The 12,793-nt window shown below is 67.4% G+C and carries 7 protein-coding genes; 4 read left to right on the forward strand and 3 right to left on the reverse strand.

The window, feature by feature from the left end; translation table 11 throughout:
- Window positions 1–41: 41 nt before the first annotated feature.
- Window positions 42–1,541 (reverse strand): bifunctional 3-(3-hydroxy-phenyl)propionate/3-hydroxycinnamic acid hydroxylase MhpA, encoded by a 1,500-nt coding sequence (mhpA, locus tag ACHQ4I_RS33390; RefSeq protein ID WP_420775871.1) that lies wholly within the window; start codon window positions 1,539–1,541, stop codon window positions 42–44.
- Window positions 1,542–1,803: 262 nt separating this feature from the next.
- On the opposite strand from mhpA, the gene ACHQ4I_RS33395 reads away from it, so the two are divergent.
- Genes ACHQ4I_RS33395 through fabG form a run of 3 tightly spaced genes read left to right on the forward strand, consistent with a single transcriptional unit; the run spans window position 1,804 to window position 7,771 of the window.
- A complete protein-coding gene (locus ACHQ4I_RS33395) occupies window positions 1,804–5,796 on the forward strand; it encodes an amino acid adenylation domain-containing protein (protein WP_420775872.1) in 3,993 nt (1,330 codons plus the stop codon).
- Window positions 5,793–7,025, forward strand: coding sequence for a cytochrome P450 (locus tag ACHQ4I_RS33400; protein ID WP_420775873.1), 1,233 nt, complete (start codon window positions 5,793–5,795; stop codon window positions 7,023–7,025). The genes ACHQ4I_RS33395 and ACHQ4I_RS33400 overlap by 4 nt, the downstream gene beginning before the upstream one ends.
- Complete coding sequence (fabG, locus tag ACHQ4I_RS33405) at window positions 7,022–7,771, forward strand: 3-oxoacyl-ACP reductase FabG (protein WP_420775874.1); 750 nt, start codon at window positions 7,022–7,024, stop codon at window positions 7,769–7,771. Before ACHQ4I_RS33400 ends, fabG begins: the two co-directional genes overlap by 4 nt.
- A 52-nt stretch (window positions 7,772–7,823) precedes the next feature.
- On the opposite strand, the gene ACHQ4I_RS33410 is transcribed toward fabG, so the two are convergent.
- Both ACHQ4I_RS33410 and ACHQ4I_RS33415 read right to left on the reverse strand, forming a co-directional pair.
- Entirely contained in the window at window positions 7,824–8,753 is a 930-nt protein-coding gene (locus tag ACHQ4I_RS33410; RefSeq protein ID WP_420775875.1) for an ROK family protein, read from the reverse strand.
- A gap of 25 nt (window positions 8,754–8,778) precedes the next feature.
- Window positions 8,779–9,873 carry a Gfo/Idh/MocA family protein gene (locus ACHQ4I_RS33415; protein ID WP_420775876.1) on the reverse strand — a complete coding sequence of 365 codons (1,095 nt, stop codon included), beginning with the start codon at window positions 9,871–9,873 and terminating at the stop codon, window positions 8,779–8,781.
- A 2,085-nt stretch (window positions 9,874–11,958) separates the two neighbouring features.
- Between ACHQ4I_RS33415 and ACHQ4I_RS33420 the strand changes: the two genes are divergently transcribed.
- A complete protein-coding gene (locus ACHQ4I_RS33420) occupies window positions 11,959–12,573 on the forward strand; it encodes a hypothetical protein (RefSeq protein WP_420775877.1) in 615 nt (204 codons plus the stop codon).
- Window positions 12,574–12,793 lie beyond the last annotated feature (220 nt).

A 12,793-nucleotide genomic window follows, 5' to 3' on the forward strand; every position in this document is an offset into this window, starting at 1 on the left:
GCCGGTCAACGCTAAGGGCGCGACATGGTGGTCGGGATCCCTCAGCCTGACGGACGATGCCGTCCCAGCTGGTCGCGCAGGCCCTCCAGCAGCGCGGCCAGCGCGCCCGCGGCAGCGGTGCCGTAGACGTGGTAGTCCGGCCGGACCAGAACCGACGCCGCGCTCCGGTCCCGCAGGTAGTCCAGATACCTGCCGTCGGCCTGTTCGTCGGGTCCGAGGTGGGCGACGGTGCCACCGAGCCCGGACAGCACGGCGCGCTGGCTGTCGCCGACAGCGTCCGGCTGCTCTGTGGTGATCAGCAAGAAGCCCGCCGCGATCAGGTCGTCGAACCGGCCGCCGGGGATCACGTCACCACCGCCGGGCCGGAGCAGTCCGGCGGCCAACGGTGTCGCCTCGGGCGGTGACGTCCGGCGGCCACCGCCATTGGCCAGGATCGCCGCGTCGCGGTCGGCCGCGGCGGCCGGGTCGGTTACGCAGATGACCCGGCCGAGCTTGACCGAGGCCAGGACGGCCGCCTTGGTGTGGCCGCGCCGCTCGAGCGTGTACGTGTCGAGCAGCCGCTCGTCGGCCCGACCGCCCAGCACCAGGTCCAGCTTCCACGCCAGATTGCTGACGTCGCGGATGCCCGAGCACATGCCCTGACCGGCGAACGGTGGCATCAGATGAGCTGCGTCGCCCGCGAGGAAAATCCGGCCCTGCCGCCACTGCTGGGCCCACCGGGCATGAGATCGGTAGACCCCGCTCCTGAGCAGCTTCGCCGTCTGTGGCGTGACGCCGTGCGGCGCCAGCAGCCGCCACGCCGTCTCGACGTTGTCCAGCTCGGCGCCGGACTCCTCCGGCAGGCACATGAACTCCCAGCGCCGCCGGTCGCGCCCGCTGCCAACCAGTGTCGTGGGCCGGGCCGGGTCGCACAGCTGCAGATTTGTCGGTACGAATTCGCGGGGTTCGTGCAGTTCGACGTCGCATAGCAGCCACTCGAAGGAGAACTTCAGGTCGGTCATCGGCACGGCGGTCAGTTCGCGGACGATGCTGTTGGCCCCGTCGCAGCCGACCAGCCAGTCGGCCTGGAAGGTGTGGGCGGTGCCGGTCTCATCCTCGGCGATCGCGGTCACGCCGTCGTCGGTCTGGCGAACGTCGACGACAGACAGGCCACGCCGGACATCGACCCCGGGTTCGGCCACCAGCGCGGTGCCGAGCAGCTGCTCCAACGCCGGCTGGTGCATCGTGTTGGCGTCCGGCCACCCGTACCGGCCGACCTCACTGAACCTGATGTTCAGCAGGACCTGCTGGTCCGCCCCGCGCCACTGGTAGCCGGTCGCGGGTACCGATATCTCGGACAGCCCGGCGCCGACACCCGCTGCCGCCAGCAGCCGGGCGGTCTCCCCGTCGAAGCTGGTGGCCCGCGGCAGCCCGAAGACCTCGCGATGTCGCTCGAGTACGGTCACCCGGCGTCCTCGGCGGGCCAGCAAGCTCGCGAGCACGGCACCGCTCGGACCGCAGCCGACCACCAGGACGTCGGCCGGTGAGGACGGGGTAGCCATGTCACGCCTTTCTGCTGAACCCTGTTGCGACTGCGCGACCATACGCAGTCGACGTGGCGCGCTACCATCGCTCGCCCTGACAGTGCCGACGGCTGACCAGCGGCCCTGCGGTGGCAATCACTGTCAATGCGGGGGATCCGCGGCGGCCGACACCGCACTTAGCGTTGCTCCGCACACCTTTACGACGGGCTGGTCTGCCCTGGTGCCCGGCCGCGCGGTCGATCCGCCGGTCGCGATCGTCGAGCTGCATCGGAGATCAACATTGCGGAGGAACGACCACTACGTCCGCCGGATTCTCGGTCGGCTCGACGCCGATCCTGACGCCATCCCGGTAATACTCGGGGACGAGCCATTCTCGGCCGAGCGTGTCGCCCGGGCGATCCGCACGACAGCCGCGTGGATGCGCTCGGCCGGAGTCGGCCCTGGTACCTCGGTCGCCGTGCTGACCAGCCCGAACACACCGTCCACACTGATCTACCGGTACGGGGCGAATCTCGTCGGCGCGACGGCGGTTCACATTCGGGGGATCAACGCCGCGGATCCGCACGACGAGATGGGCCCGCACATCCAGACCGAGATCCTCGCCGATCTCCGGCCGGCGGTGCTCGCGGTGGACCAGGACAACCTCGAACGGGCACGCGGCCTGCGTGCCGCGGCCGGATCGGAATTCACCATCAGTGCCCCCGGTCCGTCCGGGCCCGGCGTGCTGGATATGACCCGGTCCCCGGCCGCGGAGTTCGACGACTCGACGGCCGAGCCGCCGCAGATCGCCGCGGTGACATTCACCAGCGGCTCGTCGGGCCGACCGAAGGGCATCAGCTGGCCCTTCGCCGTGAAGAACGGCATGGCTGCGGCCATGGCCGACGCCGAGCCGGCCGTGTGCCTGATCACGGGATCCCTCGCCCACTCCAGCGGCTTCTCCGCCGATGACGTGATCATCGCCGGGGGCAGCGTCGTACTGCACAACGGGTTCGATGCCGAGGCCGTGCTCCGGGCCGTCGAACGACACCGCGTCACCCGGCTCGTCCTCGCGTCTCCGCAGGTGTATGCCCTCACCGACCATCCCGCATACGACGACTACGACCTCACCAGCCTGCGCGAGGTGTACTACACCGGGAGTCCGGCCGCGCCGGAGCGACTGGCCGGCGCCGCCAAATCCCTCGGCCCGGTGCTGTTCCAGGTCTACGGCACGAGCGAAACCGGCATGATCAGCATGCTCACCCCGCAGGACCACCTGGACCCCGACCTGCGCCGCACCGTGGGCCGGCCCCCGGCGAACGTGCGGATCACCATCCGCGATCCGCACGATCATGACCGGGTCCTGCCGCCTGGCGTCCCCGGCGAGATCTGCTCTTCCGGTAGCTGGGCAATGAGCCACTACTGGAACGACCCGGACCTGACCGCTCGGACCATCCGCGACGGATGGGTGCACACCGGCGACATCGGACGACTCGATGAGTCGGGATACCTGACCCTCGACGGCCGCCTGGATGGCGTGCTGAAGGGCCACGGCGTCCGGATCTACCCGGAGGCGGTGGAGCGCGTGCTCCTCGAGCACGCGGACGTGGCCCAAGCGGCGGTGTTCGGGATCGAAGACGACGACCACCTGGCGCTGGTCCACGCGGTGGTGACGCCGGCTTCCGGCGGTACGCCACGACCGGCCGACCTGCGGACGTACGTGGCGGACGCACTCGGCGACAGCCACGCCCCGGTGGAGATCGAAGTCAGATCCGGGCTGCCCCTGCTGGGATCGGCCAAGCCGGATCGGAACCTGCTGCGGAAGCAGGCGCTGGGCGCGCGGTTCTGGCGCTCGTCGCTGGACGGAGTCACCGGGACTTCCCTGCTCCGGGATCTGCTCACGCCTCCGGCCGAGGGCTCGGCCGACGCCTCGATCCGCGAGCGCCGGATCGACGCGGTCACGGCCGGGTGCACCCCGCAGGAGCCCGCCGCGGAGAGCACGCTGCGCGCGGTATGGGCGACGCTGCTCCATCTGCTGGGGGCCGGGTCACCGGTCGTCTTCGGAAACCGGGACGCCGGTGCGGACCCCGGCCTGCGGCCACTCCTGGTGACCGTCGCGCCCGGGGACTCGCTCAGCGTTGTCGCGGACCGGACCGGGCACGCCGCAGCCGCGTCGGCCGAACATGCCTCGCTGGGACCGCAGGGGCGAGCGATGCTCGACTCCGCCGCCGATACCCTGTTCGACACCGCGGTCAGCTTCACCCGCCGCGGGAAGGCGCTGCCCGATCTCGCCCGGCCACTCGCCGCCGAACTCAGGGTGGGCCGTGACGAGGGCGAACTCGTTCTGACCCTGGTCACCGACCCGCGGCGCGTCGGCCCCGACGCCGCGCAACGCCTCCTCGACCTGGTCGTGCTCCTGCTCCGGACGTTTCACGGGGCACCCGGCCAACTGCTCGCGCGCCTGGACCTTCTCGACGTGAACACCCGCCACCGGCTGCTGCGGGAGTGGAATACGGCCCGGGAAGCACAGCACGCCGTGACTCTGGGCCGACTGTGGCAACGTGCCGTGGACGAGCACGCCGAGCGGCCGGCTGTGGAAGAGGCCGACGTCACGACGTCCTATGCCGAACTCGATCGCCGGGCCGAGCGCCTCGCGGCGGCGCTCGCCGCGGTGGGTGCGGCACCGGGGCGGATGGTGGCGCTCGCGCTGCCCCGTTCTCTGGATCTGATCACCGCGGTCCTCGCGACCGTCCGGACCGGTGCGGCATTCGTACCCGTCGACCCGGGATACCCACGGGATCGGATCGCGGCGATGCTGGAGGACTGCGACCCGTTGGCGGTCTGCACGACGGCGTCGGCCGACCTCCCGTTGACTCGTCCCTGGCCGCGCATCCACGTGGACGACCAGGAGCCCGGCGGTCCGGCGGACGGGTTTCCCCTGGTCGCGCCGCAACTGGCCGATCCGGCGTATGTCATCTACACCTCCGGCACCACCGGCCGGCCGAAGGGCGTCGTGGTCACCCATGCCGGGCTGGCGAACCTGGCCGCGGCCAAGCGCGAGGGCCTGGCACTGGACAGCAACGCCCGGTTGCTGCAGTTCGCCTCGCCGAGCTTCGACGCGTTCGTCGCCGAGTTGATGGGCGCGTTCACCTCGGGAGCGACGGTGGTCGTGCCGCCGCCGGGCCCGCTCGCCGGAGAAGTGCTGGCGGCGGTTCTGGTCCAACACCGGATCACTCATGCCATCCTCCCGCCGGTGGCGCTGTCCAGCATGGATCCCGCAGCTGTGCCCGGGCTCCGCGGCCTGATCAGCGCGGGTGAGGAATGTCCGGCCGAACTGGCCGCGCGGTGGTCGAATGGCCGCCGGATGGTCAACGCCTACGGCCCCACCGAGGTCACCGTCTGCGCCACCCAGAGCGGACCGCTCACCGACAGTGGCCGGCCCCCGATCGGACGGCCCGTCGCCGGTGCCCGCGTCTACGTGCTCGGTCCCGGTCTGCGGCCGGTGCCACCCGGATTCCGGGGGGAGCTCTACGTCGCGGGCCCCGGTGTCACCCGGGGTTACCTCAACCGGCCCGCATTGACGGCCGAACGCTTCGTGGCGGACCCGTTCGGCCCGCCCGGCAGCCGGATGTATCGCACCGGCGACATCGCCTCCTGGCGCAACGACGGTGACTTGGACTTCCACGGCCGGGCCGACGATCAGCTCAAACTGCGGGGATTCCGGATCGAGCCGCGCGAGGTGGCGGCGGTGCTGGAGGAACTGCCCGCGGTCACCCGAGCAGTCGTCGGCGTACGCGAGGACGGCGACGGCCGCGCCCGGCTGGTCGCCTGGGTCGTGACCGCCGACGGGTCGGCGCCCACCCGCGAGCAGTTCCGCGATCACGCCGCACACCGGCTGCCGCAGCACATGGTGCCGACCGAGTACGTAGTCGTCGAGGCCCTTCCCGTGACACCGAACGGCAAGCTCGACCTGGCCGCACTGCCCGCGTTCGCCGAGCCGGAGAGCCCCCCGCCCGCGACGGCGCAGCTGGCTCCGCGGACCCCCGCAGAACGCGCGCTGACCGCTATCTTCGAGGAGCTGCTGGACGCCACCGACGTCGGCGTCGACAGCAACTTCTTCGCGCTCGGTGGTGACAGCATGCTGGCCATCACGCTGATTCGGCGCGCTCGCGAAGCGGGTCTGGCCCTCTCCCCCAAAGACATCCTGGCAAACCCCACGATCGGCGCACTCGCTGCGGTGTCGACATCGCTGTCGTCCCCACCTGCCCAGACTCCTCACCTGGAAGGCCACCGATGACCCGACCAGTAGTCAGCCCCGAGCTCCTCGACTCGCTCGACCTCGCCGACCCCGTGCTGCACGCCGAGAACGAACTCTGCGAGGTCTGGCGCCGGCTCCGCGAGGACCGGCCCCACTACTGGCACCCACCGAAGGGGGACCGCCCCGGCTTCTGGGTCTTCACCCGCCACTCCGACGCGATGACGGTCTACCGCGACAAGGCACACTTCACCACCGAGGGCGGCAACGCGCTGGCGACCCTGCTCACCGGTGGTGACTCCGCATCCGGCTCGATGCTCGCGGTAACCGACGGCGACAAGCACACCCAGCTGCGCAACGTGTTGAACGCGGCGTTCTCCCCCGGTCGGCTCAAGAACATCCGAGAGGCGATCCGGCGCACGATCGACGACCTGATCAGGGCCGCGATCGAGAAGGGCGACCAGTGCGATTTCGTCCGCGACGTCTCCGCGAGCATCCCGCTGGGTGCCATCTGCGGTCTGATGGACGTGCCCGAGGCGGACCGCCGCTATCTGCTCGGGCTCACCTCACACGCCTGGAGCTCCGACTACGCGGACGCCCCGCCTCAGGAGAGTTGGCAGGCCAAGAGCGAGATCCTGCTCTACTTCGCCGACCTGGCGGAGACCCGGCGCGGTAGTGATTCCGACGATGTGGTCAGCCTGCTGGCCAACTGTCACCTCGGCGGTCAGCCGTTGAGCGAGGCCGACCTGATGTCCAACTGCTACGGGCTGATGATCGGCGGGGACGAGACCGGACGTCATGCCATCTCCGGCGGTCTGCAGGCGCTGATCGAGTCGCCGGACCAGTGGCGCGCCCTCAAAGAGGGCACCGTCGGCGTCGACACCGCCGCCAACGAGGTGTTGCGCTGGACTGTTCCTTCGTTGCACGGCGGGCGCCTGGCGTCCGGTGACACCATGGTCAACGGGCAGCCCGTCAAGAAGGGCGACATCGTCAGCGTCTGGATCTCTTCGGCCAACCGGGATCCCGAGATCTTCGCCGATCCGGACCGCTTCCTGCTCCATCGCACGCCGAACAAACACCTGACCTTCGCGTTCGGCTCGCACATCTGCCTGGGACACACCCTGGCACGCATCGAGGTGGAGGAAGTGCTCGACGCGCTGCGCACGCTCGTATCGGCCGCGGAGCAGACCGGGCCGGAGAAGTGGATCTACTCCAGCATCCTGCACGGCATGAGCTCCCTGCCGGTGGTGCTGACACCGGAGCCGGCGTGAACCGCGTCGCCATCGTCACCGGATCGGGCCGGGGTATCGGTGCTGCCGTGGCTGGTCGGCTGATCGAGGATGGCATCGATATCGCCGTCCTCGACATCGATCCGGTAGCCGCGGCGAATACCGCCGCCGGCTTGGAGCGGGCGGGCGGCCACGCCACGGCCATCGCGGTCGACGTCAGCGACACCGACTCGGTCCGCGCGGCGGTCGACCAAGTCGTCGACCGCCTCGGTGCGCCCGGCATCCTGGTCAACAACGCCGGCATCACCCGGGACAACCTGCTCTTCTATCTCTCGCCGACCGACTGGGACCTGGTCATCAACGTGAACCTGCGCGGCACATTCCTGATGACGAGCGCGGTTGCCGAGCACATGGCCAAGCTCGGCTGGGGCCGGGTGGTGAACTTGTCGAGCATTGCGGCGGTCGGCAACGTCGGCCAGGTCAACTATTCGGCGGCGAAGGCCGGAATCGAGGGCCTGACCAAGACGCTGGCCCTGGAACTCGGTCCGCTGAACGTCACGGTCAACGCCGTGGCGCCCGGCTACGTGGTCACCGAGATGACCGCGGCATTGGCGGCACAAACCGGCCGCACGGCCGAGGAACACCAGGCACAGGCCGCGGCGACGATTCCGCTGCGCCGAGTCGGTCAACCGAAGGACATCGCCGACACAGTGGCCTTCCTGGCGAGCGACCAGGCGTCGTTCGTATCCGGCCAGATCATCCATGTCGCCGGTGGGCCGGTCTGCTGACCCGGCGCTGTCGCCGCCCGCATCTTGCGCGGGGAGTGTCGGAGCCCCGATTTCAGCTCGGAGCGAGCAGCCGAGCCAATGCGACAGCGCCGTGCAGTGTCGACAGCCCGCCGAACCGGGATTCTCGAATTGATGGGGTACTCGGCACACCAGGGCGGGCCAGTGTGCGCACATGCGCGTCGATCCTGGCGACGAAGTGCGGCAACCCGGCCGCGAAGCCACCCCCGACGACGACCACATCCGGGTGCAGCAGCTCGTTCACCCCGGTGATCGCCACCGCGAGCCGGTGGCACGTCAGATCCACCGACTGCACAGCCCATTGCTCCTCGCCGATGACGCCGGAACGCAACTCCGCGAACGTCACCGGCGCGCCGCGTAGCCGACCGGCACGCTCGAGGGTGGCTGGTCCACTCGCGGTGGCCTGCAGGCAACCCCGTCTACCGCATCGGCAGCCGGGACCGTCCGCGTCGGTTATCAGATGGCCGATCTCGAACGACCCGGTGTCCGCTATCCCGGCGCTTACCCCACCGATGACCATTCCCCCGCCTACACCGGTGCCGACCCCGATGTAGAAGAGACGATCGCTACCGCCTGCCTCGGCTTCGGCCAGCGCTGCCAGGTCTGCGTCATCGGCGAACCGGATCGGGACACCGCCGAACAGCTCCCGGAATACGCGGTGGATATCCAGGCCAACCCACTCGGGGCGGTTCGGCCAGGCCGAAACCACACCGTTCGAGTCGAGGGTGGCCGGCAATCCCACACCCACCGAGTCGAACCCGGTCGAAAGCTGCCCGCGCAGCAGACCTACTTCCCTCGATAGTTGCGCGAGATCGGCCTCGACCCCGCGCGCGGCCCAGTGAAACACCCGGTCCTGTACCACGCCGCCGTCGGTTTGGGCTCGCAGAGCTGTCTTTGTGCCGCCTACGTCGATTCCAAGCCAGGTGCGCCCCCGACTCAGCGTGCGAACCGGATCCGGGGTCACTTCGCGACGCCCGGCGACAAGGTCATCATCCGACCTCCTCCATCGCAGCCGCGGCGGTCAGTGCGGTGGGCTCGCCCGCAGCCGCGTAGATTGCCTCGATCGTGCCGACGATCCGGCGTGCTCCCCTGATCGCCGTTCCGAGCGCGAGGGGGTCGGTGAGCCGGTCCCGAATCTCATCGAGCAGGCGGTCGTATTCGGTGCCGGGTAGCTCCCTCGGCACCGCGATCTCCCGGATGCGCCGGTCGGAAACGAGGGTGATGCCAGGGCGCTGCTCGCGATTCGGGCTGAATCCGAATGTGCAGCGCAGTGTCGCCGTTCCAGCACTGCCGGTGACCCGGATCGACGTCGAGTCGTGAGTAACCGCGGCCGAAGCCCAGCTGGCGGCCAGTCCGACCCCGATTCCGCTATCGGTCACCATGAATGCGCGAACGGTGTCTTCGACGTCGGCGACCATGCCTATCGACTCCGGGTCCGCACGCCACGTCGTGCTCTTGGACGGCGTGTTCACATGGTCGTAGGACGTCATGGCCGTGACTTGACGGAAGGTCGCCGGACCGGTGATGTCCTCGAGGACATCGAGCAGGTGCCAGCCCAAGTCGACCAGCACTCCGCCACCGGACAGCTCCCGATTGGTGAACCATCCACCGGCCCCCGGAATCCCATTTGCGCGCATCCAACTCAGGTCGACAGTGCGCAGCTCGCCGAGCTGTGGCAGCAGGGCCCGAAGCTCGGCGATATCAGCGCGGTGGCGAGCGGCGCTTCCGGCCAGCAACGGTGCGCCGCCACAGCGTTCGGCCGCCGCCAGTGCGTCCGCCTCCGCGGTGGACACGCACACCGGCTTCTCGATGAACGTCGCGATGCCGCGCTCCAGCAGTGTGCGGCCAACCGGCGCGTGCAGGTAGTTCGGTAGCGCGACAATCGCCAAATCGGCAAGGTCGGGGTCGAACTCTTCGAGGCTCAGCGTGGCAGGTCGGCCGGTCGCCACGGTGAAGCGGGCTCGACGATCAGGGTCTGGATCGACCGCTGCCACTACCTCGTAGTCCGAGGCGGCCTGTAGGCGTGGTAACCAGATGTGCTGACTGGACCAGCCGAAGCCGATCAAAGCCGTGCGTATGGTCATGCCGCGGCCTCGCGCTCGGTGTCGTCGAACTGTGGCCAATTCGGGTACACCGGGGTGAATCGGGAACTCATCGCGAATTTCTCCTCTGCCTGGTGACCGAGGTTAAGAATGTCGTTCGGTGCGGCACATCCCTCGATCTGACAGATCAGTCCGCGCAAAGCTCGAATCGCCACGAGTTGGGCCCTGCGAAGACCACCTTGTCCTGTCCGGCCGCCCGGGAATCCCTGTGTCGCTGGTCGTTTCGGCCATCAACCAGCCGCCCCATTTCCTCGGTTTCCGCACTCTCGCCGCAGCACTGACCTGCCACAAAGAGCTCGCGAAATCGACCACGTGAGACACAGTCTCAGCACCGGTCGGACCTTCGTCCCCGGCGTAGGCGATCTACGCGGGCAGCGCTGGACCTCCAAGTGGCCACCGCAGCTCGATGTTTCGAAGGTATTCGGGCCGGTCTCCCGAACTGCCGTCGAAAGCCTGATCGACTCGCACGCACACGCCACCCAATTGCCGCTTCCCGGCAGGAGAAGGCCGAGACACATTGGTGCGCAGCGGCTTTACCGACAGCATGGCCGATGTAAATTGCGATGAGGTCCCAACCAAAGCGCCCGCGATCGTGGCGCAGCCCACTCGCGTCGTATCAACGGAACGCGAATCCGGAATCTGGCACACACTCCGCGACTCCACAGGACCCCTCACCCACTCAACAGGACCCCCCTTCTCCACCACATCACCTTCCGCACAGTTGGTCGGCCGATCACGTGGAACTGGTGGCGGCATCGGCCAAGAGAGTCCCGCCGTCAGTTCCACGTGATCACTTGTCCAGTAGCGCATCTCGGGCGGACCACAGCGGCCGACGATCACGGAATGTGTGATCGACACAATCGGGATGCGGACGGGCACTTGACGATTCATCATCTCGCGGGCGCTCTGATGGCGGGCCGCTGGCGCCCCTTTTCCGCATCCGAACGGGCCTCTGACCGACAGCGCGGCCGAGGCTGGGCCTGCGGTCCGCATCGCGGCCAGGACCGTGGCGGCGCCGACGCCTCGTCCGGGCGCGCGCAGGTGTCGAACCGGGTGGGGTACACAGCCGCTATCAGCCACGAAACAGCAGTGACAAACCACGCAATTTATCTACGATTCAGCGGGTGCCGACACGAAATCAGCCCCCGACCGTCAGAGCGTTTCCGCTGGTCAGAGGCTGTTTCCCGCTCCCCCATCTGGACTCGAACCAGAAACCTGCCGACTAGCAGAACGTGGGGCTATCACAGACAGCGATGGACAACTAGAGAAGTGTCAAAGTTGTTGCCCCTCAACACTAATCAGCCGCGACCGACCATCTGGAACAACTCGGGGCGACTGCATGCAACCAGGACGACCGGCCACATAGTGGAGACTTCCTGGCGACTAGTTCGATCCTCTCAAGAACCCGCCCGCGCACCGCCAGATGGCCAGCGACTGACTGCGCGCGACACGCCGAGCTGCGTAGACGCCCCTTGACAGTCGCCGTAACGATAGATTCCACAACCAGGGTCCGTATAGGAATCCAGTTCGCAGGTCGGAAGCATCATGTATCGGCCAACAAAGTTAAAAACGACCGGTCTGAATCTGCTTGCGATCGAGCAACCTGCGATTTCAGCTACTTGAGCGACCGGTTGAAGGTTACCGTTGCAGTGATGAAGAAGAGGGGACAGCTCCCCTGGTGGGAGCTGGAATATGCTGAGCCACAACTGTTTTCAGCGGGCACATGCGTTACACATTGCGGCAAGGAACCAGATAGGTTCCCAAATCATCCTCGATGGTATCGACCCGGCGAATATGCGATATCGGTAGTAGAAGGAAAGCTAGATGTTGCAAAAGCGGTGTACGCAGCTTTTGGACGTTCGTACATTCCGGGCGACATAGTGCGATATTTCAACGTTGGCGTACTACGGGACAATGAATACTGGGTTTACAGCCAGCCGACAGATAGGAATCCCATCCATGGGAGGATCTCGGCACCGGTCAACGGAACGAGTGTCAAAGAACATAAAGCCTGGTGGGATAGGTCAGAGCGTGTCACACTCGAAGCATTGGTAGCAGGTCCGGAGGTTGAGCATGTTCCGCTTTAGGCGTCGTGCCCCCTTTGCTTGGACGAAGGAGCTCCAGCTCAAGGAGCTTCAACAGCCGACTAAGGTTGTGCCCCTGAACGGTCTATCTAGCATGGCCAAGCTACGGTCTGGCGCCCTGTTGAACTGGGTGTTTGACGAGCCAGACTACGACACGACGTATCACTTGTTCGTGTATCTGACGGATGCCGAGTCCCAGAAAGTCTACGACGCTCCTGTGGACGCGGGGATGCTTGAGCCCGTTCGGGGGAAGCTGACGAACCGTGGCGGGATCCTAGCTGTGATCAGCGACGCAGACGTCGCCACGCGGCGCTACGAGATACCGGAGCGTGGGCTTGAGCCTGAGTTCATTGCGGATCTGTTGATTGCAGCAAAAACCTTGCCCGAGTACGTCGAGGCGGTCACTGCTGGAGCAAGAGCTGAGTTGGACCGGATCCAGCTTCGGCAGGCCGAGTACCAGCTAGGAAGAGACCAGGCGGCGCATAAGATTTCGCAGTATGCCACCCAGGTGTCTCGGCTTAGGGCGTCAGTGGAGCGCGTGGATAACAACCGCGACGACGTTGCCGTCTCAAGCGCATTGCGGCAAATTTTCGCTTAGTAGAGCCATAGCAGGTTCTGGTCAGGCCGAGTCCCTGACCTGCGGCTAAGCGTGGCCCGATGTCGTGTAGCTACGTGTCCGGAACCTACGTCCCTCCCTGCTTCCTCATACTTGCGCCCCTCAGCGGAACTCGGCCGTGTCAAGGGCGCTCTTTCCCTTGACTCGGCCGAGTGGAGCGAGACAATCGGCGTATGAGGTGGCTGGGAACTGCCGCGTGATC

This window comes from Nocardia nepalensis, assembly GCF_048910785.1.
GTDB classification, from domain to species: Bacteria; Actinomycetota; Actinomycetes; order Mycobacteriales; family Mycobacteriaceae; genus Nocardia; species Nocardia nepalensis.

Bases quoted from the DNA above. Each gene is read 5' to 3' on its own strand.
- mhpA (WP_420775871.1), bottom strand. From the start codon at position 1,541: ATGGCTACCCCGTCCTCACCGGCCGACGTCCTGGTGGTCGGCTGCGGT.
- ACHQ4I_RS33415 (WP_420775876.1), bottom strand. From the start codon at position 9,873: ATGACCATACGCACGGCTTTGATCGGCTTCGGCTGGTCCAGTCAGCAC.
- ACHQ4I_RS33400 (WP_420775873.1), top strand. From the start codon at position 5,793: ATGACCCGACCAGTAGTCAGCCCCGAGCTCCTCGACTCGCTCGACCTC.